At 64.5% G+C, this 25,411-nt stretch carries 22 protein-coding genes; 19 read left to right on the top strand and 3 right to left on the bottom strand.

Annotated elements, in window-relative coordinates; all coding sequences use genetic code 11:
- The first annotated feature begins 337 nt into the window (after positions 1–337).
- The 17 genes from rpoZ (at position 338) to YY7_RS0131120 (ending at position 17,593) form a co-directional block, all read left to right on the top strand.
- Positions 338–730 carry a DNA-directed RNA polymerase subunit omega gene (gene rpoZ, locus YY7_RS0131200; protein WP_027583153.1) on the top strand — a complete coding sequence of 131 codons (393 nt, stop codon included), beginning with the start codon at positions 338–340 and terminating at the stop codon, positions 728–730.
- Positions 731–943: 213 nt separating this feature from the next.
- Positions 944–3,229 carry a RelA/SpoT family protein gene (locus tag YY7_RS0131195; protein WP_028166657.1) on the top strand — a complete coding sequence of 762 codons (2,286 nt, stop codon included), beginning with the start codon at positions 944–946 and terminating at the stop codon, positions 3,227–3,229.
- A 107-nt stretch (positions 3,230–3,336) separates the two neighbouring features.
- Entirely contained in the window at positions 3,337–4,107 is a 771-nt protein-coding gene (locus YY7_RS0131190) for a pyridoxine 5'-phosphate synthase (protein ID WP_028166656.1), read from the top strand.
- Positions 4,104–4,523, top strand: a complete 420-nt coding sequence (gene acpS, locus YY7_RS0131185; protein WP_028166655.1) for a holo-ACP synthase — start codon at positions 4,104–4,106, stop codon at positions 4,521–4,523. The genes YY7_RS0131190 and acpS overlap by 4 nt, the downstream gene beginning before the upstream one ends.
- A gap of 286 nt (positions 4,524–4,809) precedes the next feature.
- Positions 4,810–5,568 (top strand): signal peptidase I, encoded by a 759-nt coding sequence (gene lepB, locus YY7_RS0131180; RefSeq protein WP_028166654.1) that lies wholly within the window; start codon positions 4,810–4,812, stop codon positions 5,566–5,568.
- Positions 5,565–6,389 (top strand): ribonuclease III, encoded by an 825-nt coding sequence (rnc, locus tag YY7_RS0131175; RefSeq protein ID WP_028166653.1) that lies wholly within the window; start codon positions 5,565–5,567, stop codon positions 6,387–6,389. The genes lepB and rnc overlap by 4 nt, the downstream gene beginning before the upstream one ends.
- Positions 6,379–7,308 (top strand): GTPase Era, encoded by a 930-nt coding sequence (gene era, locus YY7_RS0131170; protein WP_028166652.1) that lies wholly within the window; start codon positions 6,379–6,381, stop codon positions 7,306–7,308. The genes rnc and era overlap by 11 nt, the downstream gene beginning before the upstream one ends.
- A gap of 13 nt (positions 7,309–7,321) precedes the next feature.
- Positions 7,322–7,702 carry a hypothetical protein gene (locus YY7_RS0131165; RefSeq protein WP_028166651.1) on the top strand — a complete coding sequence of 127 codons (381 nt, stop codon included), beginning with the start codon at positions 7,322–7,324 and terminating at the stop codon, positions 7,700–7,702.
- A gap of 113 nt (positions 7,703–7,815) precedes the next feature.
- Positions 7,816–8,568, top strand: a complete 753-nt coding sequence (gene recO, locus YY7_RS0131160; RefSeq protein ID WP_028166650.1) for a DNA repair protein RecO — start codon at positions 7,816–7,818, stop codon at positions 8,566–8,568.
- A gap of 132 nt (positions 8,569–8,700) precedes the next feature.
- Positions 8,701–9,282 (top strand): hypothetical protein, encoded by a 582-nt coding sequence (locus YY7_RS0131155; RefSeq protein ID WP_035691373.1) that lies wholly within the window; start codon positions 8,701–8,703, stop codon positions 9,280–9,282.
- Positions 9,283–9,304: 22 nt separating this feature from the next.
- Entirely contained in the window at positions 9,305–10,855 is a 1,551-nt protein-coding gene (locus tag YY7_RS0131150) for an ABC transporter ATP-binding protein (protein WP_028166648.1), read from the top strand.
- On the top strand, positions 10,842–11,525 hold the full coding sequence (locus YY7_RS0131145; protein WP_028166647.1) for an energy-coupling factor transporter transmembrane component T family protein: 684 nt from the start codon (positions 10,842–10,844) through the stop codon (positions 11,523–11,525). The genes YY7_RS0131150 and YY7_RS0131145 overlap by 14 nt, the downstream gene beginning before the upstream one ends.
- Positions 11,522–12,151: a phosphoribosyltransferase family protein gene (locus YY7_RS0131140; RefSeq protein WP_028166646.1), complete on the top strand. Its 630-nt coding sequence runs from the start codon at positions 11,522–11,524 to the stop codon at positions 12,149–12,151. Before YY7_RS0131145 ends, YY7_RS0131140 begins: the two co-directional genes overlap by 4 nt.
- A 77-nt stretch (positions 12,152–12,228) precedes the next feature.
- Positions 12,229–14,481 (top strand): DNA topoisomerase IV subunit A, encoded by a 2,253-nt coding sequence (parC, locus tag YY7_RS0131135; RefSeq protein ID WP_028166645.1) that lies wholly within the window; start codon positions 12,229–12,231, stop codon positions 14,479–14,481.
- Positions 14,482–14,616: 135 nt separating this feature from the next.
- Positions 14,617–15,546, top strand: coding sequence for a cation diffusion facilitator family transporter (locus tag YY7_RS0131130; RefSeq protein ID WP_051397021.1), 930 nt, complete (start codon positions 14,617–14,619; stop codon positions 15,544–15,546).
- A 153-nt stretch (positions 15,547–15,699) separates the two neighbouring features.
- Positions 15,700–16,668, top strand: a complete 969-nt coding sequence (gene dmeF, locus YY7_RS0131125) for a CDF family Co(II)/Ni(II) efflux transporter DmeF (RefSeq protein ID WP_028166643.1) — start codon at positions 15,700–15,702, stop codon at positions 16,666–16,668.
- 94 nt (positions 16,669–16,762) lie between these two features.
- A complete protein-coding gene (locus YY7_RS0131120) occupies positions 16,763–17,593 on the top strand; it encodes an N-acyl homoserine lactonase family protein (protein ID WP_028166642.1) in 831 nt (276 codons plus the stop codon).
- A gap of 21 nt (positions 17,594–17,614) precedes the next feature.
- Here YY7_RS0131120 and YY7_RS0131115 read toward each other — a convergent pair whose 3' ends face one another.
- Entirely contained in the window at positions 17,615–18,775 is a 1,161-nt protein-coding gene (locus tag YY7_RS0131115; RefSeq protein WP_028166641.1) for an MFS transporter, read from the bottom strand.
- A gap of 129 nt (positions 18,776–18,904) precedes the next feature.
- On the opposite strand from YY7_RS0131115, the gene YY7_RS0131110 reads away from it, so the two are divergent.
- Positions 18,905–20,164: an adenylate/guanylate cyclase domain-containing protein gene (locus YY7_RS0131110; protein WP_028166640.1), complete on the top strand. Its 1,260-nt coding sequence runs from the start codon at positions 18,905–18,907 to the stop codon at positions 20,162–20,164.
- On the opposite strand, the gene YY7_RS0131105 is transcribed toward YY7_RS0131110, so the two are convergent.
- Entirely contained in the window at positions 20,161–21,381 is a 1,221-nt protein-coding gene (locus YY7_RS0131105; RefSeq protein WP_035691370.1) for a Bcr/CflA family efflux MFS transporter, read from the bottom strand. The genes YY7_RS0131110 and YY7_RS0131105 overlap by 4 nt on opposite strands.
- 142 nt (positions 21,382–21,523) lie before the next feature.
- Positions 21,524–22,768: an MFS transporter gene (locus tag YY7_RS0131100; protein WP_028166638.1), complete on the bottom strand. Its 1,245-nt coding sequence runs from the start codon at positions 22,766–22,768 to the stop codon at positions 21,524–21,526.
- A 589-nt stretch (positions 22,769–23,357) separates the two neighbouring features.
- On the opposite strand from YY7_RS0131100, the gene YY7_RS0131095 reads away from it, so the two are divergent.
- The coding region (locus YY7_RS0131095; RefSeq protein ID WP_028166637.1) for a DUF4082 domain-containing protein at positions 23,358–25,411 on the top strand (2,054 nt) is incomplete at its 3' end.

Raw genomic sequence — 25,411 nt, 5'->3', positions numbered from 1 at the left:
TTTGTTAGCTTCTCGGCGCAGCGGCGACGAGCCGCGCACCTTAATTCTGCGTTGCAGCCTAAAGTCCGGTGAATCTTCCCCCAACGACAGTCACCATCGCAATTATGGTGAGGCGAGGGCGAAATACCTACACTTTTGACGATGCAATGAAGTGAGTTACTTGTCCACAACGGCGTCCCGCCGCGTTACGGACGCTCCGGCCTTCTGGCCCCGTCACGGGTTAGCAGAGGTTTGGGCGAAGGCAAATCACAAATTTAATGTTGCGAAACCCCGCCTCGCCCTATAACTAACGCACAATAATCAGCAAATTCTGTCCCACTTAACGGAGCGACAGCATATGGCGCGCGTCACCGTCGAAGATTGCATTGATAAGGTCGACAACCGGTTCGATCTGGTCCTGTTGGCTGCCCATCGCGCTCGGATGATTTCCTCGGGATCACAACTCACGGTTGATCGAGACAACGACAAGAACCCGGTGGTATCGCTCCGCGAGATCGCCGACCAGACCATTTCCCCGGAGGACCTGCGCGAGGAACTGGTGCACTCGCTGCAGAAGTTCGTCGAGGTCGACGAGCCGGAGCCCGACACCGTGCCGCTGATCGGTTCGGCCGGTGCCAGCGTCGATGCCGACGACACCGAAGTGGCGATGGAGCGGATGACCGAGGAAGAGCTGCTGAAGGGCCTCGAGGGCCTCGCGCCGCCGGAGGAGCAGCCCGAAGAGGACGAATAGGTCCTCGCGGCGGCCCAACACGGTTGAACTGGCTGAAGGCCCGGGCACTGCCCGGGCCTTTGCGTTTGTTGACATTCTGGTCGCGAGATGCGTCCCTGAAGCCTTGACGGAAATTGAACGATTTTCGGTTCGAACAGGCTAAAGCTTGGTTCGAAATCGCACTAGATTAGAGGCGCGAGCCGCGGTCGGCTCGCGAGTTGAGGCAGTCATTCCATGGCGTATTGGCGCCGCACACCCCGCCAGATGCAGGCTGCGACCGACGCGGTCGCGGTGGCGCCTGAGTCCACGGTGGTGCAGAAGCCGCTCAAGCCGCGCGCCCGCATGATGCGGCAGTACGACCTGGTCGAGCGGGTCCGCTCCTACAATCCCGATACCAACGAAGACCTTTTGAACCGCGCCTATGTCTACGCCATGAAGGCGCATGGCACCCAGACCCGGGCGTCGGGCGATCCCTATTTCTCGCACCCGCTCGAAGTGGCGGCGATCCTGACCGGCCTCAAGCTCGACGACGCCACCATCGTCGCGGCGCTGCTGCACGACACCATCGAGGATACCGAGGCGACGCGGGCCGAGATCGACCAGGTGTTCGGCCACGAGATCGGCGCGCTGGTGGAGGGGCTGACCAAGTTGAAACGGCTCGAGCTCGTCTCGCGCGAGGCCAAGCAGGCGGAGAACCTGCGCAAGCTCCTGCTCGCGATCGCCGACGACGTCCGCGTGCTCTTGATCAAGCTCGCCGACCGCCTGCACAACATGCGCACGTTGGAGTTCGTGCCGCCGGCCTCACGCCGCCGCATCGCCGAGGAGACGCTGGATATCTACGCGCCGCTCGCCGGCCGCATGGGTATGCAGGAGATGCGAGAGGAACTCGAGGACCTCTCGTTCCACGTGCTCGATCCGGAAGCTTATGCGGTGGTCAAGCATCGGCTGGATGCGCTCGCCGAGCGTAACCGCAATCTGATCGGCGAGATCGAAAGCCAGCTTTCGAAGAACCTGCAGAAGAACGGCCTCAGCGCACGCGTCTACGGCCGGCGCAAGCAGCCGTTTTCGATCTGGACCAAGATGGAGCGCAAGTCGGTCGGCTTCGAGCAATTGTCCGATATCTACGGCTTTCGGATCGTGCTTGCCGACGTCGAGGCCTGCTACCGCGCGCTCGGCGTCGTGCATACGACCTGGCCGGTCGTGCCCGGGCGTTTCAAGGACTACATCTCGACGCCCAAGCAGAACGACTACCGTTCGATTCACACCACCGTGATCGGTCCCGGCAAGCAGCGCGTCGAGTTGCAGATCCGCACCGAGGAGATGAACCAGATCGCCGAGTTCGGCATCGCGGCGCATGCGTTCTACAAGGATGGCACGGGTTCGCCGACCGAGCGGCTGAAGCACGAGTCCAACGCCTTTGCCTGGCTGCGTCACACCATCGGCATTCTCTCCGAGAGCGCCAATCCGGAAGAGTTCCTGGAGCACACCAAGCTGGAGCTGTTTCACGATCAGGTGTTCTGCTTCACGCCGAAGGGCAAGCTGATCGCGTTGCCGCGCAACGCCAATGTGATCGACTTCGCCTATGCCGTTCACACCGATGTTGGCAACAGCGCGGTCGGCTGCAAGATCAATGGGAAGTTTGCGCCGCTGTCCTCCGAGCTGCAGAACGGCGACGAAGTGGAGGTCCTGACCTCGAAGGCGCAGTCGGCGCCGCCGTCGGCCTGGGAAGCGCTCGCGGTCACTGGCAAGGCGCGCGCCGCGATCCGGCGCGCCACCCGCGCCGCGGTGCGCGACCAATATGCCGGGCTGGGCCGCCGCATCATCGACCGCCTGTTCGCCCGCGCCAAGATCGAATACGCCGACGACAAGCTGAAAGGCGCATTGCCGCGGCTGGCGCGCACCTCGATCGAGGACGTCCTGGTTTCCGTCGGCCGTGGCGAACTGAAAGCCTCCGACGTCGCGCGCGCGATGTATCCGGACTACAAGGAAGAGCGGCTGGTGCGCTACGGCACCAAGAAGGCGCTTGCCGCCAAGGCGCAGACGCCGCCGCATCCGGCCCGCGCAGCTTCGGTGATCCCGGTGCGCGGCATCAATTCCGAATTGCCGGTCAAGTTTGCGCCGAACGGCGGCGCGGTGCCGGGCGACCGCATCGTCGGCATCGTGACGCCGGGCGAGGGGATCACGATCTATCCGATCCAGTCACCGGCCCTGAAGGATTTCGAGGACGAGCCCGAGCGCTGGCTCGATGTGCGCTGGGACATCGACGAGACCATGCCGCAGCGTTTCCCGGCGCGGATCCTGGTCCACAACGTCAACGAGCCCGGCAGCCTCGCGCAGATCGCGACCGTGATCGCCGAGCATGACGGCAACATCGACAACATCCACATGTCGCGGCGCTCGCCCGACTTCACCGAGCTGACCATCGACCTCGAGGTCTATGACCTCAAGCATTTGAGCGCTATTCTCGCCCAGTTGCGCGCGAAGGCCGTGGTCGCACGGGTCGAGCGCGTCAATGGGTAGGTCATCGTCATTGCCGGGCTTGACCCGGCAATCCATCTTTTCAAGAAGATGGATGCGCGGGTCGAGCCCGCGCATGACAGTCTAGGTTTCTGGCAGCGAGTTACATGATGCCCGTTCCGCCGCTCCGCCTTGGGGTCAATGTCGATCACGTCGCGACGCTGCGCAATGCGCGCGGCGGGGCGCGGCCCGATCCGGTACGCGCGGCGCTCTTGGCCATCGAGGCCGGCGCCGACGGGATCACCGCGCATCTGCGGGAGGACCGGCGCCATATCCGCGATGAGGACATGGCACGGCTGAAGGCGCAGATATCAAAGCCCCTGAATTTCGAGATGGCGGCGACCGACGACATGCTGCGGATTTCGCTCGCCACCAAGCCGCATGCCGTGTGCCTGGTGCCGGAACGGCGGCAGGAGCTTACCACCGAGGGCGGGCTGGACGTCGTCGGCCAGCACAATGCCCTGGCCCCGTTCATCGCGCGGCTCAGCGACGCCGGCATCCGGGTGTCGCTGTTCATCGCCGCCGACCCCAGGCAGATCGAGATGGCGGCGAAGTTGAAGGCGCCGGTGATCGAGATCCACACCGGCGGCTGGTGCGATGCTGTCGTGGACGGTCATGGGGAAAAAGCGGAAGCCGAATGGCGGCGCATTGTCGAAGGCGCCAAGCTGGCGCAGGCGGCCGGGCTTGAGGTCCATGCCGGCCACGGGCTCGACTATGACACCGCCGAGACGATTTCGGCGCTGCCCGAGATCAGGGAACTCAATATCGGCTACTTCATGATCGGCGAGGCGATCCTGGTTGGCTTGAAGGAGACCGTCCGCGCCATGCGCGCGGCGATGGACCGTGGCCGGAAGGCGATCGAGGGTGCGGGCGCGGCATGATCCTTGGCATCGGCTCCGACCTGATCGACATCACCCGGATCGCCAAGGTGATCGAGCGCCATGGCGATCGTTTCCTCGATCGCATCTTCACCGACGTCGAGCGCGCCAAGGCGCTACGCCGCGCCAACAGCGAGAAGATGGTGGTCGCGACCTATGCCAAGCGTTTCGCCGCCAAGGAGGCCTGTGCCAAGGCGCTCGGCACCGGGATCATGCGCGGTGTCTGGTGGCGCGATATGGGCGTGGTGAACCTGCCCGGCGGGCGTCCGACCATGCGGTTGACCGGCGGGGCACTGGAGCGGCTCAGGCAAATCACCCCTGATGGCCTCGAGGCGCAGATCGACCTTTCGATCACCGACGACTGGCCGCTCGCGCAGGCCTTCGTCATAATTTCGGCGGTCGCACCGGCCAAACCTTGAGGTCGGTGGACGGTGCGGCGCTCCGGAATCGGGTAAAACTAAAAAATCATTGATTTTTCAATTGATTATGAAGTTTTAACGCGGCGCTTGATTGCGCGCCCCGTAACAACCGTCTAAAACGCCGCAGGGTAAACCGAGCCAGGGCAAATTCGGGTTCGCGCCGGGACTTGCTCTCTACACCAGACGTAGGAACCATCTTCGTGACGCGAGCGCGGAAAACGCGATTCGCGTGAGGAGCGCGTTCTGCCACCGCGCAGTTAAGGCAGTTGCGGGAATTGGGAAAGCGATGAGCGTGACCACAGGGACGAAATCCGAAAGCGGCCTAGGCGAGACAGTCCGGGTCGTCATCCATGCGCTGATCATCGCGCTCGTGATCCGTACCTTCCTGTTCCAGCCCTTCAACATCCCGTCCGGCTCGATGAAGGCCACGCTGCTGGTCGGCGACTACCTGTTCGTGTCGAAATATTCCTACGGCTACAGCCACTACTCGATCCCGCTTTCGCCGCCCTTGTTTTCCGGCCGCATCTTCGGCTCGGAGCCGAACCGCGGCGACATCGTCGTCTTCCGCCTGCCGAAGGATGATTCGACCGATTACATCAAGCGCGTGATCGGGCTGCCCGGCGACCGCATCCAGATGAAGGAGGGGCTGCTCTACATCAACGACGCCCCGGTCAAGCGCGAGCGGCTGAGCGATTTCATCGGCGAGGACCCCTGCGGATCCGACGCGACCGCACGCGTCAAGCGCTGGAAGGAGACGCTGCCCAACGGCGTCAGCTATGAGACGCTGGATTGCGTTGACAATGGCTTCTACGACAACACCAATGTCTACACCGTGCCGGCCGGCCACTTCTTCATGATGGGAGACAATCGCGACAATTCGACCGACAGCCGCGTGCTGTCGGCGGTGGGTTACGTGCCGTTCGAGAACCTCGTAGGCCGCGCGCAGATGATCTTCTTCTCGATCGGCGAGGGCGAGCACGCCTGGATGTTCTGGCGTTGGCCGACCGCGGTGCGCTGGAATCGCCTATTCACCATTGTGCGATGAAAGACGATACGCCTGTCATTCAGAGTCTTCCGACTGCCGGCGAGCCGAGCGAGCAGCCCGACGCGGTCGGCACCGCTGCGCCGAAGAAGAAGCGCAGCAAGGCCAGCAAGGCGGCCGCCGAGAAGGAGGCGGTTGCTGCAACCGAGGCGCGCATTGGCTACAAGTTCTCGGATCCGGCGCTATTGATGACGGCGTTCACGCATGTCTCCGCGCTGAAGCCGGCCACCCGCCACCGCGCCGACAGCTATCAGCGGCTTGAGTTCCTCGGCGACCATGTGCTCGGATTGATCATCTCCGACATGCTCTATCGCGCCCATCCGCGCGCGGACGAGGGCGAATTGTCGAAGCGTCTCGCCGATCTCGTGCGCAAGGAAAGCTGCGCCGACGTCGCCGAGCAACTCGGTCTGCTCGACGACATCAAGCTCGGCATGGTCAAGGCGGTCGAGGGGGCGCGGTTGCGCAAATCCGTGCTGGGCGACGTCTGCGAGGCCGTGATCGGCGCGATCTTCCTCGACGGCGGCTACGAGGCCGCCGCGAAATTCGTCGAGCGGAACTGGATCGACCGGATGCGCAAGCTCCGCCGGCCGCTGCGCGATCCCAAGACCATGCTGCAGGAATGGGCGCAGAGCAGGGGCCTGCCGACGCCCGTCTACCGCGAGGTCGAACGCACCGGGCCGCATCACGATCCGCAATTCCGCGTTGCCGTCGACCTGCCGGGCCTGGCGCCGGCGGAAGGCGTCGGCCCGAACAAGCGCGCGGCGGAGAAGGCGGCGGCGTCCGCAATGATCGCCCGCGAAGGTGCCGGCAGCCATGACGGCTGAGTCGAGGGCGGAGGCCGATCCGGCCGGGACACGTTGCGGCTTCGTCGCCCTGATCGGGGCGCCGAACGTCGGCAAGTCGACGCTTGTCAACGCGCTGGTCGGCTCGAAGGTCACCATCGTCTCGCGCAAGGTGCAGACGACGCGTGCGCTGATCCGCGGCATCGTGATCGAGGGCAATGCGCAAATTATCCTGGTCGACACGCCCGGCATCTTCGCGCCACGGCGGCGGCTGGACCGCGCCATGGTGTCGACCGCCTGGAGCGGGGCGCATGACGCCGACCTCGTCTGCGTGCTGCTCGACGCCAAGTCCGGCATGGACGCGGAAGCCGAGGCGATCTTCGCCAAGCTCGATAGCGTGGCCCATCCGAAGATCCTGGTGCTGAACAAGATCGACCTGGTGCCGCGCGAAAAGCTGCTGGCGCTGGCGAAGACCGCCAATGACCGCCTGCGGTTCGAGAACACTTTCATGATCTCGGCGTTGTCAGGCGACGGTGTCGACGATCTGCGCAGGGCGCTGGCAAGCATGGTGGCCGCCGGGCCGTTCCTCTATCCCGAGGACCAGATGTCCGACGCGCCGATGCGGCACCTGGCAGCCGAGATCACGCGGGAGAAGATCTACCAAAAGCTCCACCAGGAGCTGCCGTACCAATCGACGGTCGAGACCGATAGCTGGACCGAGCGCAACGACAACTCGATCCGCATCGAGCAGACAATCTTTGTCGAGCGCGAGAGCCAGCGCAAGATCGTGCTCGGCAAGGGCGGCGCCACGATCAAGTCGATCGGCGCGGAGGCGCGGAAGGAGATCGCCGAGATCATGGGCGTTCCCGTGCACCTGTTCCTGTTCGTGAAGGTGCGCGAGAATTGGGGCGACGATCCCGACCGCTACCGGGAAATGGGACTGGAGTTTCCCAAGGAATGATCGGGCTCTTCCGATGAAAGTACCCAGAAACGTGCTTCTGTTCGAGGTGCTGCTGTATCTGTCGCTGACGCTGGACGCGCTGTCGGTGGCGTTTCAGGACCGCACCCCGGGTGGCGAGATGACCGAGCAGATGATCACGGTCGTCACCTGGCTGCAGGCCGGCCTGATCCTGCTCCTGGTCTACTTCGTTTACCTGGCGGCACAGCACCGCAAGAACTGGCCGCGCTGGGTGCTGGCGGCGGTGCTATTGCTGTCGGTGATCTCGCTGTTACAGGTGATCGGCACCACCGGCATCCAGCTCGACAGCGGCGTCGAGGTGATCTCCTGCGCGCTGACGGCCGCCGGGCTCTATTTCTCCTTCACCGGCGACGCCCACGGCTGGTTCAACGCGTAAGGCCGAGTGGTCGCGTAGGGTGGGCAAAGCGAAGCGTGCCCACCACCTCTTGCACCGATCGTGAATGGTGGGCACGCTACGCTTTGCCCACCCTACATGCTACTCTCCGCGTCATGGAATGGACCGACGAGGGCATCGTGCTCGGGGTGCGGCGGCATGGCGAATCTTCCGCCATTGTCGAGCTCCTGACGCGCGAGCACGGCCGCCATCTCGGCCTGGTGCGCGGCGGGGCCAGCGCGCGGATGCGGCCGCTGCTGCAGCCCGGCAACAGCGTCACTGCGATGTGGAGGGCGCGGCTCGACGAGCATCTCGGCTATTACCAGCTCGACGGCACGCGGCTGCGCGCCGCGAACCTGCTGGCGTCGTCGCATGCCGTTTATGGCGTCACCCATCTGGCTTCGCTGGCGCGGCTGTTGCCGGAACGCGATCCGCACCAGGACATCTACGAGATGCTGGAGCAGACGCTGGATGATTTCGAGGATGCCGGCGGTGCCGCCATCCATCTCATCCGCTTCGAGCTGGCGATGCTGGCCGAACTCGGCTTCGGACTCGACCTCTCGAATTGCGCGGCGACCGGCGCGACCTCCGAACTGGTCTACGTCTCGCCGAAATCGGGCGGCGCAGTCTCGCGTACCGCCGGTGAACCCTGGCGCGATCGTCTGATGCGGCTGCCGCCGTTCCTGCGCGATGACGATGACGGCGCCGGCACCTGCTCGGACCAGGACCTGCTCGATGGCTTTGCGCTCACCGGCCGCTTCCTCCTGCGCAATGTGCTGGAGCCGCGCGGGCAGGGGCACTCCGACGCGAGGGAAGGCTTCATCAATGCGGTGGTGCGCCGTCGGGCCCGGATCGCTGCCCCGCCCTGACGGCAATGCGCGCCGAAATTGCCAACCCACACATGGTGGTTCTATTGCGTGCAACCCTCGGCCCGTTCCATGCCGCATGGCCCGAAACTTGCCTGAAAAGTCTCAGGGCAAACTCATGACGGGGAGCATGCAATGAGTACGCAAATCACCTACAGCGAATCCGATTCGGTCGGTTTCTTTCCTATCGTCCTTGCGGTCGTCTGCGGCGTGGCGACGGGCGTGTTGTGGGCCTACGCCAATCCGATCCAGCTTGTGCCCGGCGTGATCCAGTGGCGCATCTTCGCGTTCCTGCCGCCGTTGATCGGGCTGCTGCTCGGGCCGAAGAGCGGGTTCATCTGCGGCTATATCGGCACCATCGTCTGGTCGCTGCTCGCCGGCACCTTCATTCCCGCGCATTCGCTCATCGTGGACGGCATCATGGTCGGGCTCACCGGCGCCGTGCCGCCGATGCTGGTCAATCTGCGCAAGACCAATTTCGACCTGTCGATGCCGGTGCTGCTCAAGATCGCGGTGATCTGCGCGGTGGTCGGCATCATCATGGTGGCGGCGGTGTCGGCGAGTCTGGCGGTGCTCGGCATTTTCCCGTTCTGGTATGCGATGCTCTATATCGGCCTGTCGGACATCGTGCCGATGGTGATCGGAACGCCGCTGCTGGTACGTCCCGGCGCCAGGCTGCTTGCCGGCATCAGCCGGGGCACGCTGCACCGGTTCTGACCGCCTTGGGGAGCGCGACTTGATGCTTGATCTGCGTGGAGTGAGCGTCGGCTTTCGGGCCGACGCTCACGTGCTGTCCGATATCAATCTCTGTCTCGAAGCCGGCAGCACCACGATCATGACGGGGGCGGGCGGTTCGGGAAAATCGACGCTGCTTGCGGTCGCGGCCGGTCTCATTCCGAAGCTGATCCGGCCGCAGCGCATGGAGGGCGCGGTGTCGCTCGACGGCACCGATCTCGGCGCGATTGTGGGCAGCGAGTTGTTTCGCCGCGTTGGCCTCGTGCTGCAATCGGTCGAGGACCAGGTCTGGGATCTTTCGGTCGAAGACCTGATCGCTTTTCCGCTGGAGAACCGCGGCGTGCCGCAGGCGGAAATCCGTGCTCGCGTCGGCGCCGTGATCGCGCAGATGAACATTGGGCGGCTGATCGGTCGCACCGTGCGCACGCTCTCGGGTGGCGAACGCCGGATCGCGGCGCTTGCCTCGGCGCTGGTCTGGCAACCGGATGTGCTGATCCTGGATGAGCCGACCAGCGGGCTCGATCCCGATGCGCGGCTGCGCATGATCGGCATCCTGCGCGAGCTTAGGAAAACGAAGCTGACGCTGTTGATCGCCGAGCAGGATCTCGCCTGGTTCGATGGCGTGGCCGATCGTGTGGTGTTCTTGAAGGAGGGCGGCATCATCGACGATCTGTCCTGGCAGACGGCCGTTCGCGCCACGACGCCCTATGCGGTCGCCGGCATCGAGCCGCCCTTTGCGGCGCCGGCGCCGCGGGCCGTGGTGCGGCCGGCACAGTCGGGCCCGGCGCTCTTGGTCCGGCAGCTTTCGAGCACGCTGCGCCGTCCGAACGGCGAGCCGGTGCTGCGGTCGATTGAGCTCTCGCTCGGAAAAGGCGAGGTAGCGGGGCTGATCGGCAGCAACGGCGCCGGCAAGACCACGCTGATGCGTACGCTGCTCGGCCTGCAGAAGGCGGCCAGCGGCGCGATCGAGATCGGCGGCCGCGATAGCGCCGGCTGGACCATCGCGCAGCGGGCGCGCGAGATCGGTTATGTCGCGCAGAATTTGCGGCGGATGTTCTTCCTGCTCTCGGTCGTGGAGGAGGTCGTGTTCTCGCTGTCCGGCGGCGATGCTGGCGCCAAGGCCGTTGCTGCGCATCGCGAACGGGCGATCGAACTTTTGCAGGGCGTCGGTCTCGCCGACCGCGCCGAGCTTTCGCCATTCGCGCTGTCGGCGCGCGAGCAGTTGATGCTGGCGCTGGTCTGCATCGAGGCGACGGCGCCGTCGGTCGTGATCCTGGATGAGCCGCTGATCGCCTGCGACAGCGTCTCGCGTGCCGGCGTGCTGGCCTTCCTCGACCGCTGCCGCGCACGGGGTTGTGCGGCGCTGCTGGTCTCGCACGACCTGCAGCTTGTCGACCGCGCCACCGACCGCGTACTGATCCTGGAGGATGGCCGGCTGGCCTTCGACGGGACGACCGAGGCGGCCTGGTCCTCGGACGTATTTGCGCGTCGCGGCTGGCCGCGCCCGGACCAGAACGTCACAACATCAGGAGGAGGCCAGCGTGCATCGGCTTGATCGTATCAACCCGTTCGTCAAATTGCTGGCGGCGCTGGTGCTGTCATCGCTCGGCTGGGTCGCCGGCAGCGCGGTGACGGCTGGCGTGATCGCCGCGATCGTGCTGGCGACCGTGATCGCCTGCCGGCTGCCGCAAACCAGAGGCTATCTCAAACTGATGGCGCTGGTCGGCGGCCTGGTGACGCTGAGCTGGACCTTGAGTTTCGTCTGGAACGGGACGCCGCTCGCCGCGGCGATCGATGATGCGCTGCGCATGGCCTTCCGCCTGATCGCCACCACCGGCAGTTTCTTCGTCGCGATCGAGACTACGTCGGCCGGCACGCTGCTTGCCGCCTGCAGCCGGCTGCGCTTGCCGGGCTCGTTGACGCTGGTGCTGGTGCTCGTGATCGGCATGATCCCGCTGATGCGCGAGGAATTCCAGAGCATCGGCGAGACCCAGCGGGCGCGCGGCCTCGAACTCGACCGCGGGCCCTTGCCGCGGCGCGTCCTCTATGCGCTGGCGCGCGGCGTGCCGCTGATGGTGCAGACGTTCCGCATGGCCGAGACGATCGCGCTGGCGCTGTCGATCTACGGCTTCGATCCGAAGATGGCGCGCACGAGCTGGCGCGACATCGGCTGGCTCACCATCCAGACCGACTTTCCTTTCACAAATCCGGGCAGGACCACATGAGCGCACTCACCCCCGCCACCTATACTGTCGACATCGCCGGCGAGCCGACGGAGCTGCCGCTCGTCGCCATCAACGAGCGCCTGGCGATTTCGCTTCTGATGGTGATCGACATGGGCGTCGGCTTCGGTGAGCGGATCGGAAAGGCGCTGGCCGCGCGCATGAAGGGGAAGGAGCCGGACATCGTGGTCGGCGCGGCGACGCTCGGCATTCCCGTCGCCATCGAGGTCTCGCGCCATCTCGGGCTCGACCAATATGTCATCGTGCAGAAGTCACCGAAGATTCATTTGGGCGACGCGTTGGTCGAGTATGTGCAATCGGTGACCTCATCCGGCTCGCAGCGGCTTCTGCTCGACCGCCGGGCGATCCCGCTGCTGAAGGGCAGGCGGGTCGTCGTGGTCGATGACGTCGTGGCGACCGGCTCGAGCCTGGCTGCGACCTTGAAGCTGGTGCGGCAGGCCGGCGCCGAGGTCGCCGGCGTCGGCGTGATCCTGACCGAGGGGCACGAGTGGAAGAAGGTGCTGGGCGCCGATGCCGATCTCGTGACCGGGCTCGGCCATATCCCGCAATTCAACATCACCAATGGCCATGCCACGCCGAACCCGGCGACCCTGGCGGGTGCAGGCTGAAAAATCGGGCTTTTTCTGCGGGGTATGGTGCCGAATCGATTCTTGCCCGATTCGCCCGGAGCGGTTAACCCGTCGGCATGGGAAAAGCACTGATTCCGCCGGAACCGCCGGAGATCCATGAGGTACCGCTGCGCGATGCGCTGGAAGAGCGCTATCTCGCTTACGCGCTATCGACCATCATGCATCGTGCGCTGCCGGACGCCCGCGACGGGCTGAAGCCGGTGCACCGGCGCATCCTTTACGGGATGCGGCTGCTGCGCCTCGATCCGGGCTCGCCGTTCAAGAAATCGGCAAAGATTGTCGGCGACGTGATGGGCTCGTTCCATCCGCATGGCGACCAGGCGATCTACGACGCCATGGTGCGCCTCGCGCAGGATTTCTCCTCGCGCTACCCGCTGGTCGACGGCCAGGGCAATTTCGGCAATATCGACGGCGATAACCCCGCCGCCTACCGCTACACCGAAGCGCGCATGACCGATGTCGCGCGGCTGCTGCTCGAGGGCATCGACGAGGACGGCGTCGAGTTCCGCGCCAACTATGACGGCCAGTCGAAGGAGCCGGTGGTTCTGCCCGGCGGCTTCCCGAACCTGCTCGCCAACGGTTCGCAGGGCATCGCGGTCGGCATGGCGACCTCGATCCCGCCGCACAACGCCGCCGAGCTCTGCGACGCGGCACTGCACCTGATCGAGAAGCCCGACGCCAAGTCGAAGGCGCTCTTGCGATGGGTGAAGGGCCCGGATTTCCCGACCGGCGGCATCATCATCGATTCCAAGGAAGCGATCACCGAGGCCTACACCACCGGCCGCGGCTCGTTCCGCACGCGCGCGCGCTGGAAGCAGGAAGAGGGTGCGCGCGGTACCTGGGTGATCGTGGTCACTGAGATCCCGTGGCTGGTGCAGAAATCGCGTCTGGTCGAGAAGATATCCGAGCTCATTGACCAGAAGAAATTGCCACTGGTCGGCGAGGTCAGGGACGAATCGGCGGATGACGTTCGGCTGGTGATCGAGCCGAAGTCGCGCAATGTCGATCCCGAACTGATGATGGAATCGCTGTTCCGGCTGACCGAGCTGGAAAGCAAGATTTCGCTGAACCTCAACGTGCTGGTGAAGGGGAAAATCCCCAAGGTGGTCGGCCTCGCCGAGTGCCTTCGCGAATGGCTCGACCACCTGCGCGACGTGCTGGTGCGCCGCTCGAATTATCGCAAGGGCCAGATCGAGAACCGGCTGGAGATCCTCGGCGGATACCTGATCGCCTATCTGAACATCGACAAGGTGATCAAGATCATCCGTACCGAGGACGAGCCGAAGCCGGTGCTGATGAAGACGTTCAAGCTCACCGAGGTCCAGGCCGACGCCATCCTCAACATGCGCCTGCGCTCCTTGCGCCGGCTCGAGGAGATGGAGATCCGGACCGAGGACAAGGACCTCCGCAAGGAATTGAAGGGCATCGAACAGCTGCTCCGCTCCGAGACCGAGCAATGGGCCAAGGTCGGCGAGCAGGTGCGGAAGGTCCGCGACATGTTCGGGCCGAAGACGCCGCTCGGCAAGCGCCGCACCACCTTTGCGGATGCGCCCGAGCATGATCTCGCCGCGATCGAGGAGGCCTTCGTCGAGCGCGAGCCGGTCACCGTCGTGATCTCCGAGAAGGGCTGGGTGCGCACGCTCAAGGGCCATGTCGCCGATCTCTCGGGCCTTGCCTTCAAGACCGACGACAAGCTCGATCACGCCTTCTTCGCCGAGACCACCTCGAAGCTCCTGCTGTTCGCCACCAACGGGAAATTCTACTCGCTCGATGTGGCGAAGCTGCCGGGCGGTCGCGGCCATGGCGAGCCGATCCGCATGTTCATCGACATGGAGCAGGATGCGGCGATCGTGTCGCTGTTCGTCAACAAGGGCGGCCGCAAATTCCTGGTCGTCAGCAGTGAAGGACAGGGCTTCGTCGTCAACGAGGACGACTGCGTCGGCACCACCCGCAAGGGTAAGCAGGTGCTGAACGTCGACATGCCGAACGAGGCGCGCGCGCTCGCAACCGTGGCAGGCGACACCGTGGCGGTGATCGGCACCAATCACAAGATGGTGCTGTTCCCGCTCGATCAGGTGCCGGAAATGGCCCGCGGCCGCGGCGTGCGGTTGCAGAAATACACCAGCGCCTCGCTGTCCGATGTCGCGGTGTTCGATTCCAAGGCGGGCCTGACCTGGAAGGATTCCGCCGGCCGCGAGCACGGCATGAGCATCAAGGAGCTTGCCGACTGGCGCGGCAACCGCGCCGACGCTGGCCGCCTCGCGCACGGCCTGCCGAAGTCGAACAAGTTCAACCGCGGCGTGGAGTAGTTACGTAGGGCGGATTAGGCGCAAGCCGTAATCCGCCCTCTTGCCGCGAAGCGGCGGATTACGCCTTCGGCTAATCCGCCCTACGCTTTCCGCGCCGTAATAGTATTCGCAAATCGACGCGCTATAACCACTCCCATGGCGCATCATCATCACGATCACTCCCATGCGCATGATCATGCCGGGCACGGCCATGCCCCGGATGATTTCGGCCGGGCCTTTGCCATTGGCGCGTCGCTCAACACCGCCTTCGTGATCGCCGAGCTGGTGTTCGGCTATGCCGCCAATTCGCTGGCGCTGATCTCCGATGCCGTCCACAATCTCTCCGACGTGTTCTCGCTGCTGCTGGCATGGGGGGCGGCGTGGCTTGCGGGGAGGCGGCCGACGGACAGGCATACTTACGGCTATCGCCGCGCCTCGATCCTCGCCGCATTGTTCAATGCCGGGCTCCTGCTGGTCGCGGTCGGCGGTATCGCGGTGGAGGCGGTCAACCGGCTGCGCGAGCCGGCCGAGGTGGCGAGCTGGACAGTGGTCTGGGTCGCGGCGCTCGGGATTCTCGTCAACGGCTTCACGGCATTATTGTTCATGCGCGGGCGGCACGGCGACCTCAACATTCGCGGCGCCTACCTGCATATGGCGGCGGATGCGGGCGTCTCGCTCGGCGTCGTCATCGCCGCCTTGCTGATCATGTCGACGGGATGGCTGTGGATCGACCCGGCGATCAGCCTCGTCATTGCGCTCGTGGTGCTGGTCAGCGGCTGGGGTCTGATGCGCGACAGCGTCAACCTCGCGCTCGACGCGGTGCCGAGGGGTATTGAGCTCGTTGAGGTGAGGGAGTTTCTGCGCACGCTCGACGGCGTCTCCGAGGTCCACGATCTGCACATCTGGGCCATGAGCACCAACGAGACGGCGCTGACCGCGCACCTGGTCCGGCCCGGCGGACATGACGATGCCTTCCTGCATCACGTCTGCGCGCAGCTCTCGCACCGCTTCAAGATCCATCATGCGACGCTGCAGGTCGAGGCCGACGGCGCCGCCTGCAAGCTGGCGCCGGAGGAATTAGTCTAGAGCTTTGGTTCTGACTGAATCGGAACCGAAGCTTAGATTCTTATTTTGACGCGTTTTCTTCACGCGAACCGGTGTCCACTTCGCTTGAAAACGCTCTAACGGCCGTCCGTCGCAATCGCTATATTCGACGAGCGGACTATCCGGAGATGAACCATGCACTCGCATTCGATCGAACAGTGGACCCACGATCACGTCTTCCTGGGCGCGACGCACGCCCATAACGAACGGCGTACCTGGCTCGTGGTGGCCTTGACCACGGTCATGATGGTCGGGGAGATCGCGGCGGGCTGGTGGTCCGGCTCGATGGCGCTGCTCGCCGACGGCTGGCACATGGGAACGCATGCGGCGGCGCTGGGCATTGCCGGGCTGGCCTATCTGTTCGCACGGCGGCAGGTGGGCAACGCGCACTTCAGTTTCGGCACCGGCAAGTTCGGCGATCTCGCCGCCTTTGCCAGCGCGATCATTCTGGCGATGATCGCTCTGCAGATCGCCTGGGAAAGCGTGGACCGGCTGTTCCATCCGGTGTCCATTGCCTACGGGGAAGCGATCTCGGTTGCCGTGCTCGGACTTGCCGTCAACCTCATCAGCGCCTGGCTGCTGCGCGACGACCACGACCATCATCACGGTCATGGCCATTCTCATGACCATGACGACGACGATCATCATCACCACCACCACGACAACAATCTTCGCGCGGCTTACGTCCACGTGATGGCGGATGCCGCAACCTCCATCCTCGCCATTGCGGCGCTGCTGGTTGCGATGTCCGCGGGATGGGTCTGGGCCGATCCGGTAGTCGGGATCATCGGTAGCGCTGTGATCGCGAGCTGGGCCTTTGGCCTGATCAAGGCGTCAGGCGCGATCCTGCTCGACGTCAGCGCCGACAAGAAGCTCGAGGCGGTCATTCGCGACCGGCTCGAGACCAAGGGCGACCGCATCACCGATCTGCATCTGTGGCAGGTCGGTCCCGGCCATCGCGCGGCGGTGATCTCGGTTGTCTCCGACCATCCGCTGCCGCCGGCGACCTACAAGCGCCGTCTCAACGGTCTGCACGGTCTCAGCCATGTCACGATCGAGGTCGAGACCTGTCCGCATCACGAGCCGGCGCACGCGGCGGCTTGAGAGATCAAAAGACCGTCAATGGCGACGATGCCGCCGGCGATGACGTAATATTCCTTCCTCGAACGCTGGGGGCGATTAGTCGAGGGAGCGGAACGTGAAGACAACAATCGGTGTTGCGGTGGCGCTGCTGTTGGTTGCGGCGGCTGCGGGTCCTGCGCGCGCCCAATCGGAAAAGCCGGGCGTCGAGAAGCTCTATATCCTCAATTGCGGCGAGGGCGTTGCGGGCGACATCTCGCGCTGGTCGCCCGGCGTCAACGAAGGCAAGTCGATGGATTTCGTCGACAACTGCTATCTGATCAAGCACGTGCAAGGGTGGTTCCTGTGGGACACCGGCATTCCCGACGCGGTGGCGAGCATGCCGGACGGGCTCGTGCCGTCGGATCCGAAAGCGGTGATCTGGCGGCGTCCCAAGACGCTGGCCGCGCAGTTCGACCAGCTCGGCGTGAAGCCGTCCGACATCAAGGCGATGGCGGTCTCGCATACACATCCGGACCACATCGGCAATGTGGAGATGTTCCCGACCGCGATGCTCTATGTGCAGAAAGCCGAATATGACTGGCCCGGCGCCAACAACCAGCCGCGCTTCAAGGCGGAGCATCCGGTGACCAAGCTGGACGGCGACCGGGATGTGTTTGGTGATGGCAATGTGGTGATCCTGTCGACGCCCGGGCACACGCCGGGCCACCAGTCGCTGTTGGTGAAACTGCCGAAGACCGGGGCGGTCGTACTTTCCGGCGACGCCGTCCACTTCAGGGACAACTGGGATAACCGCCGGGTGCCGTCGATGAATGCCAGCAAGGAGCAGACGACGGCCTCGATGCAGAAGATCGCGGAGACGCTCACGAAAGAGAAGGCGCAACTCTGGATCAATCACGACAAGGCCCAGCGCGATAGCCTGAAGATGGCACCGGCGTTTTATGAGTGATGGGGCAGATGGAATGGCTGCCTATTGCGGTGCTGGCTTGTTGTCGCGCACCAGGAGCAGCGCCCCCAATGCCGCGAGACTGAGTGCGGAGGAGACGATCAGGATGCCGCTGCCCATGCGTTCGAGCAACAGCCCGAACAGCAGCGGGGCCGCCGCCTGCGCCATCCGGGCCGGGGCGCCGATGATGCCGAGGCGGTAGGCGTAGTTCTGCGAGCCGAAGATCGCGAGCGGCAATGTGCCGCGCGAAATGGTCAGGATGCCGTTGCCGGCGCCGTGGCAAAGCGCGAAGACGCTTGCCGCGCCGCCGCCGGCGATCGCCACGATCGCGGCGCCGATCGGGTGGCCGAGACAGGCCAATTCGGTCGAGAGCAGCGGATGGTAGCGGCTGAGCAGCCACGCCTCGACCACGCGCGCGCCGACCTGCGCCGGCCCGATCAGGGCGCCGGCGGCAATTGCCTGCACCGGGGTCGCGCCGGCCGCTTCCAGGATGCGTGGGAAGTGCGCCGCCATCGCGCCGGTGACGGTCCAGGCGGTCGCGAACGCAAACGCTAGCAGGATCATCGGCCGGTCGATCGGGATATGCGGCTTCACCGCATTGACGGCCGCGGCCTTGGCGCCGGGGATCGGCGGCAGCATCAGCCAGTTGAGCGGCAGGCCGATCAAGAGCTGCGTCGCTGCCCAGGCAAAGCAGGTGTTGCGCCAGCCGATCGTCTCCAGCCCCCACGCGCTCAGCGGCCAGCCGACGGTGGAGGCAAAGCCCGCCATCAGCGTGATGCCTGTGATCGGGCGCCGCGCCGCCTCGCCATAGATACGGCCGAGCGCACCGAAAGCGGCATCATAGAGGCCGTATCCCATGCCGATCCCAAGGAAAAGCCATGCGAGCAGCAGCAGAGGAATCGATTGCGTGAGGCCGAGCAGCACCAGTCCTGCGGCCAGCGTCAGATTGGAGATCGACAGCACGGACCTGCCGCCGACCAGGTCGATCTGGCGGCCGATCCAGGGGCCGAGCAGGGCCGAGAGCACGAGCGAGGCGGAGAAGGCGGCGAAGATCCAGTTGGGGCCGATGCCGAGATCTCTGGCGATGGGATCGGCGAGCACCGCGGGCAGGTAGTAGCTCGAGGCCCAGGCCAAGGTCTGGGTGGTGCCGAGCGCCAGAATGATCGGAAGCTGCCGGGCGCTCATCGGACCATCGCGTTTCTGTCTTGCCTCGTTATTCCCAGCATTTGCCGCTGTCACGGAACTGTCGTCAAGTCGCGCCCTGGGCCGCCAACCGATCTTTCGCGCGACACGATTGCCCGGCATAATCCGCGCATGGAACTGACGCCCCGCCTGCGCCTGATGAACTGGCTGGTCAGACAGGGTCTGACCGGCCTGCCCGAAAACGATCTGCTGCGCGGTTTCTGCGAACGCTGCCGCGCGGCCGGAATGCCGCTGTCACGTGCAATCGTCTTCATCGATACGCTGCACCCGATCTTCGAAGGCCACGGGTTCCGCTGGAGCGACAGCGAGACCAATGAAAGCGACGCTTTCGAATACGGCTCGACCTCCAGCGGTGATGCCAACCAGAATTGGCGGCGTTCGACCTTCTACCACATGCTGCAAAATGGGCACGAAGAGATGGTTATCGACCTGGCCGATTGCGCCACGCTCGATTTCTCCATGATCAACGACCTCGCGGAAAAGGGCCACAAGCATTTCGTCTCCTTTGTGCACCGGTTCGGCGAGGCCGGCACGATCGGCGAGATGGACTGCTTCTACTCCTCCTGGACCACCCGCCAGTCCGAAGGATTTGGTGAACACCACATGGCGGCGCTGCGCGACCTGGTGCCGGTCTTGGGGCTGGCGGTGAAATCGGCTGCGCAAGTCGACATCGCGCGCACCTTGGCGCGCGTCTATCTCGGGCGCGAGACCGCCGAGCAGGTGATGCGCGGCCGCATCTCGCGCGGCGTCACCGAGCGCATCAAGGCGGTGTTGTGGTATTCGGACGTGCGCGGCTCGACCGCGATCGGCGAGCGCATCGGGCCGGACGAGATCATCCCGTTCCTCAACGATTATGCTCAGGCCTCGATCGACGCGATCCACGATGCCGGCGGCGAGGTGCTGAAGCTGATCGGCGACGGCGTGCTGGCGATGTTCACGCAGGAGAACATGGGAGGCGCAAAACGGGCTGCGCTTCGCGCCGAGCATCGCTTGCGCCGCAATCTGAATGCGCTCAACGTCCGCCGTGCCGGCGAGGGTCGGCCGACCACCTCAGCCTATGTCGGGCTGCATGTCGGCGAGGTGTTCTATGGCAATATCGGCAGCGAGGACCGGCTCGATTTCACCGTGGTAGGGCCCGCAGTCAACGAAGTCAGCCGGATCGCTTCAATGTGCAGCTCGGTCGATCGGGAACTGCTGACCTCGCAGGCGTTCCGGGATGGCCTGGATGGAGCAGGGCGGAACTATCTGGTTTCGACCGGGCGCTTCGCGCTGCGCGGCATCAGCCGGGCGCAAGATCTCTATACGCTCGATCCCGACGTTGCGGCGGACGAAGTCGTGGCCGGAAAATACGAGCGCTACCTCGCGAGCTAGCCCTGCTTGGCCCGTAGCGCGTATAGGCCGACCGCTATCAGCGAGAACGCGGTCAGCACCACGCCGAGCCCGAACATTGCCTCATGCGACACGATTGCTGCGAGCCATACTCCGATCGCCGCGTTCATCATTTGCCAGAAGCCGAGCAGTGCGGAAGCCGCACCGGCCTTTTCGCCGAACGGTGACAGCGCCTGCGCGACGCCGAGTGGGTTGACGATGCCCATGCCGAGCAGGAACACGCTCATCGCAGTCAGGAACGGCAGGAAGCTCGGGGTGAAGAGCGAGACCAACAACATGGCGGCGCCGCCGATGGCTGCCGCCAATAATGCACCCTTGATCGAGCGGTCGAGGCCAAAGCGCGGCGCAAGCCTTGTCGCGAGCCAGCCGGAGGCGAACACGATCAGCACCGTGCCGGCGAAGAACAGGCCGAGCTCGATCGGTGAGAAATGCAGCGCCTCGATCAAGATCCGGGGCGCGGCCGAGAACATCGCAAACAGGCCTCCCATGATCAGGCTGACGGTCGCCGTCGGCACAACGAAGCGGCGATCTGCGATCAGACCGAGATAGGTGCTGATGATGGCGAGAGGGTTGAGCGGGATCCGCGTCGAATGGTGGGTTTCTCCGAGCGTGGCGCCATAGGCGAACGCGCCGAGAGCCGCAAAGGCCGCGACGAGCACGAATTCCGAGCGCCAGCCGAAATAGTGATCGAGCGCGCCGCCGAGCAGCGGCGAGAAACCCGGCGCGGCCGCCATCGCGATCATGATCAGCGCCATCGCGCGTGCCAATGCGGCACCGGTGAACAGGTCGCGGGCTATGGCGCGCGACAATACCGAGGTTGCGCAGGCGCCGGCGGCCTGGACGACGCGGCCGATCAAGAGGTTCGGGAGATCTTCTGCCAGACTGCACCAGACGCTGCCGGCAAAGAACACCGCGAAACCGATCAGAACCGGCCAGCGGCGGCCGACGCGATCCGAGATCGGACCAACTATGAGCTGGCCGAGCGCGAACACGGCGAGAAAGATCGTGATGGCCGACGTGACCGCCGCGGTCGTCACCTTCAGCGAGGCCGCCATCTGCGGCAGCGACGGCAGCAGGATGTTGGTGGCCAGCGTGCCGGTGGCCGCAAGAGCCGCCAGAACCGCGATCTGCAGGGCGCCGGAGGAGGAGGATTCGGGGCGAGATGCGGCGGCGTCAATGGTTGCAGTCTGATCGGTCATGGTGCTCCCGCTCGGCTATTGGATGACGTGTATCATACAAAGCGGGAAAGACCAGCCACTAATTTGGCCGTCGTGGCCGGCCCTCGGCTATGACGCAAAACATTCTCCGATCGCAGATCAGATCAGTTGAATCTTTCTCTCATCAACATCCCGCGGGTTCGCTGACCATGTCGGGTTGTCTGACGAGGGAGACCGCCGGCGACAGCAGGATCACCAGCGCCTGCGCGGCGAAGATTGCCGCGGCAAGGCAGAGGCAGGTCTCGGCGCCGAAAAGCCCGCCGACGATCGCGCCCAGTGCGGAGCCGAGCGGGCGCGCGCCGTAGCTCATGATGTTGATGGCGGAGACACGGCCGAGCAGCGAAGGCGGCGTCACCGATTGCCGGAGCGTGNTCGTCGAGATCACCCACAGGATCGGACCGACGCCGAGCAGGAAAAAGCTCAGGCCCGCCAGCAGAGGCGTAGGGACAATTGTCGTCAGCGCCATGATGGTGGAGGCGATGAAGCCGGTCACCGGGCCGAGCCCGATCACAATGCCGAACGCAAGACGTCGCATCACCCGCGTTGCCGCAAGCGCACCGACCACCATGCCGACACCATACATCGCGAGCGTGGTGCCGACGCCGGTTGCGGAGAGGCCGAGATGCCGGACGGCATAGGGCACGAAGACCGCGAGCAGCAGGAAGGAAGCGGTGTTGAAGATGAACTGGGTGATGAACACCGGTCGCAGCAACTCATGACGGAACACGAACACGGCGCCTTCCTTGATCTCCAGCAGCGGATGTCGGCGCGGTGCCGGCGCGCGGGCCGGCTCATGGATGCCGGCCAGCAGCACCACGGCGATCATCGAGAGCGCGGCGGCAAATCCGAAGGCCGGCGCGGCACCGACCCATCCGACCAGCACGCCGCCGAGCGCAGGCCCGCTGGCGAAAGCGACGGTGCGGGCCAGTTCGATCCGCGCATTCGCCGTCGGCAACTGATCTGGCGTCACCAGCGACGGCACCAGCGCGGGCGCGGCGACGCTGTAGGCAACCGTCCCGCACACGGCGATGAAGCCGAGCACGGAGAGCAAGGGCAGCGTCAACAGGCCGAGCCAGATCAGGAGCAGCGTTGCGGCCAGCGCCGCCGCACGCAACGCTTCGGAGCCCGCCATCAGGACCCGCCGCGAGAAGCGGTCGGCGAGCAGGCCCGCGGGGATCGCAAACAGGATGAAGGGCAGTGTCAGCGCGGTCTGCAGCAGGCCAGTCTGGCCCTCGCCGACGTCGAGCAGGAGCACCGCCACGATGGGAGCGGCTGCCAGCGCGATCTGCTCGGCCGATTGTGCGGCGAGGTTCGACCAGGCCAGACGGCCGAAGGTCGGAGGCAGGTGAGGGGCCTTGAGGGCGGACATGGCAGAAATTCCTCGGAATGTCGTTTGTCGACATTGTCCGACCCGAGGACGGCCAAACCCACCCGCTTTCCGACAGCGCCGGCGTGACAGGCCGAAAAGTCGCAAGCAGAATCAATCCGGGATGACAAAACCGGCGTCAGAATAGGCGCGGGAAATTGGAGAAAGTGCCACACAGTGCCGAACGGCCCGGGTGGTCGGCGCGCCATGAATTTTGCAATCCGGGCATCGCCTGTCGGCATCGTCGATAGTGAACCTACGGATGAAATTTAACGTGCGACTTCATGTCGCGCAATCCTTCACCTGTGGGTCTCATCGTAATGCGCCCGATGAACGTAGCCAGCACATGGCCAAGGACGGGTCGGAGTCCCAACGTTGGAAAAAGGAACGAAAGCATTCACAACAATCATGAATCACGCAAACCATGATCGCCGCTTGAGTCACTCTGTTGTTATGTTTTCAGCAAGCGGCATCTCTGTCAGCGCTGCTGTCCCACGGCAATTTGGGACACGCCCCGCTCGCTTTACACATCGCACGGAACGGCGCTAACCTAATTGTTTATTTTTTAATTAATTAATTGCGGGAGAGCGTCATGGCGGCAGGCGTCGTTTCTCTCAGTGGTACCTCAACTCAAAATCAAACTCTGGCAGCGAACGTCACGGATGTCGATGGCATCCCGGTGGGTGCACCAATCGCTTACCAGTGGCAGCAGAGCGCCGACAATGGCGTGACCTGGACCGACATCGCGGGGGCAACCACGAGTTCTCTGACTTTGCAGCAGGCATATGTCGGCAGGCTCGTCCGCGCCGGCGTGAGCTACACCGATGCCGCGGGAAACGCAGAGCAAGACTTCAGCCCTGCGACCGCCTCCGTTGGCAACATCAATGATTTGGGCGTAGCCAGCATCGTCGGTACAGCGGTTCAAGGGCAGACGCTGACAGCGAGCGTCACCGATCTGGACGGATTGACGAATGTGGCGATCAGTTATCGCTGGCAGCAGATGACCAACGGAAGCTGGAGCAACATCGCAAACGCGACGGCAGCGACCTACACGCTTCAAGCCGCACAGGTCGGCCGGCAGGTGCGGGTTCGCGTGACCTATACCGATCAACTGGGTGGGTCAGAGTCCAACCGGACGAGTTCCGCCACTCCCGTGATCGTCGCGACCAACCCTGGCGGTAACGACAGCGGCGTCGTTTCCTTGAGCGGCACTCCGACGCAGAACCAGGTCCTCGTTGCAAACGTGACAGATGTCGACGGCCTCCCGTCGACGACTCCCATCGGCTACCAATGGCAGCAGAGTTCGGATGGCGGTGTCACGTGGAGCGACATCGCCGGTGCAACGGCAAAGGCGCTGACACTCATACAAGCGCAGGTTGCGAAAAGCATCCGTGCCGTCGTTAGCTACATTGACGGCGCAGGCAGCGCTGAATCGGTCGCCAGCGCAGCGACAACGGCCATCGCAAACGTCAACGATGCAGGCGTCGTGGCCATAACAGGCACGCCTGTTCAAGGCCAAATCCTGAAGGCCGACGTCACCGATCCTGACGGTCTGGCGAACGTTTCCATAACGTACCGCTGGCAGCAACTGATCAATGCCACCTGGAGCAACATCGCGAACGCCACGGGAGCTACGCTGGCGCTGCAACCCGCACAGGTCGGCCGGCAGGTCCGCGTGCTCGTCAGCTATACCGACCAACTCGGGGGCGTGGAAACCAACCGGACGAGCGCAGCCACCCCGCTGGTGGTAGCCGCCAACAATCACCCGGGCGTGGTGAGCGTCAGCGGGACTCCGACGCAGAACCAGACGTTGACGGCGACGGTGAGCGATACGGACGGAGTACCGGCCACCGTCGCCTATCAGTGGCAGCAGAGTGCGAACGGCAGCACCTGGACCAACATCAGCGGCGCGACGGCGAGCGCGCTGATCCTTGGACAGGCCCAGGTCGGCAGCTTCGTGCGGGCCACCGCGACGTATACGGACCTGCAGGGCAGCAGCGAGACTCCAGTGAGCCCCGCGACCGCCACGGCGGTGTCCAACGTCAACGACATCGGTGCCGTCGCGATCAACGGCACGGCGACCCAGAACCAGGTTTTGACGGCCACCGTCACCGATCTCGACGGCACGCCGGCGACGATCGGCTATATCTGGCAGAGCAGTCCTGACGGCAGCACCTGGACGAATCTCGCCGCCACTGGATCGAGCCTCACCCTCGACAGCAGCCTCGTCGGCAAGCGGATCCGGGTCAATGCCGCCTACACCGACCTGCTCGGCACGAGCGAGAACGTGACGAGCGCGGCAACGGCGCCGGTTGCGGCTCTGAGTTCCAGTCCCACGAGTCTCTTCACCACCCAGACGCCCGCGCAACCGAACTTCACCGACGGGCCAGGGGTGGATTGGGAGCTCGGGATGCGCTTCACCAGCAACAATCCCGGACAGATCCAGGCGATCCGGTANTACAAATCCCCCAGCGAGACAGGCACGCATGTCGGCTACATCTGGTCGTCCACGGGCGTGCAGCTGGCGACGGTGACGTTCACGAACGAAAGCGCATCGGGCTGGCAGCAGCAGGCGCTCGCCACTCCGCTGACCATCACCGCCGGCACGAGCTATGTGGTCTCCGTCAACACCAACAGCTATTACGC

Source organism: Bradyrhizobium elkanii WSM2783, from assembly GCF_000472865.1.
GTDB classification, from domain to species: domain Bacteria; phylum Pseudomonadota; class Alphaproteobacteria; order Rhizobiales; family Xanthobacteraceae; genus Bradyrhizobium; species Bradyrhizobium elkanii_A.
Note: the sequence above shows the minus strand (reverse complement) of the source record. Positions and strands in the feature narration are given on the sequence as shown.

Excerpts from the sequence above, each read along its gene's own strand:
- parC (WP_028166645.1), top strand. The coding sequence starts at position 12,229 with ATGGGAAAAGCACTGATTCCGCCGGAACCGCCGGAGATCCATGAGGTA.
- acpS (WP_028166655.1), top strand. The coding sequence starts at position 4,104 with ATGATCCTTGGCATCGGCTCCGACCTGATCGACATCACCCGGATCGCC.
- rpoZ (WP_027583153.1), top strand. The coding sequence starts at position 338 with ATGGCGCGCGTCACCGTCGAAGATTGCATTGATAAGGTCGACAACCGG.
- YY7_RS0131165 (WP_028166651.1), top strand. The coding sequence starts at position 7,322 with ATGAAAGTACCCAGAAACGTGCTTCTGTTCGAGGTGCTGCTGTATCTG.
- YY7_RS0131130 (WP_051397021.1), top strand. The coding sequence starts at position 14,617 with ATGGCGCATCATCATCACGATCACTCCCATGCGCATGATCATGCCGGG.
- YY7_RS0131105 (WP_035691370.1), bottom strand. The coding sequence starts at position 21,381 with ATGACCGATCAGACTGCAACCATTGACGCCGCCGCATCTCGCCCCGAA.
- YY7_RS0131190 (WP_028166656.1), top strand. The coding sequence starts at position 3,337 with ATGCCCGTTCCGCCGCTCCGCCTTGGGGTCAATGTCGATCACGTCGCG.
- rnc (WP_028166653.1), top strand. The coding sequence starts at position 5,565 with ATGAAAGACGATACGCCTGTCATTCAGAGTCTTCCGACTGCCGGCGAG.
- YY7_RS0131110 (WP_028166640.1), top strand. The coding sequence starts at position 18,905 with ATGGAACTGACGCCCCGCCTGCGCCTGATGAACTGGCTGGTCAGACAG.
- YY7_RS0131150 (WP_028166648.1), top strand. The coding sequence starts at position 9,305 with ATGCTTGATCTGCGTGGAGTGAGCGTCGGCTTTCGGGCCGACGCTCAC.
- dmeF (WP_028166643.1), top strand. The coding sequence starts at position 15,700 with ATGCACTCGCATTCGATCGAACAGTGGACCCACGATCACGTCTTCCTG.
- YY7_RS0131115 (WP_028166641.1), bottom strand. The coding sequence starts at position 18,775 with ATGAGCGCCCGGCAGCTTCCGATCATTCTGGCGCTCGGCACCACCCAG.
- YY7_RS0131195 (WP_028166657.1), top strand. The coding sequence starts at position 944 with ATGGCGTATTGGCGCCGCACACCCCGCCAGATGCAGGCTGCGACCGAC.
- YY7_RS0131155 (WP_035691373.1), top strand. The coding sequence starts at position 8,701 with ATGAGTACGCAAATCACCTACAGCGAATCCGATTCGGTCGGTTTCTTT.
- YY7_RS0131140 (WP_028166646.1), top strand. The coding sequence starts at position 11,522 with ATGAGCGCACTCACCCCCGCCACCTATACTGTCGACATCGCCGGCGAG.
- era (WP_028166652.1), top strand. The coding sequence starts at position 6,379 with ATGACGGCTGAGTCGAGGGCGGAGGCCGATCCGGCCGGGACACGTTGC.
- recO (WP_028166650.1), top strand. The coding sequence starts at position 7,816 with ATGGAATGGACCGACGAGGGCATCGTGCTCGGGGTGCGGCGGCATGGC.
- lepB (WP_028166654.1), top strand. The coding sequence starts at position 4,810 with ATGAGCGTGACCACAGGGACGAAATCCGAAAGCGGCCTAGGCGAGACA.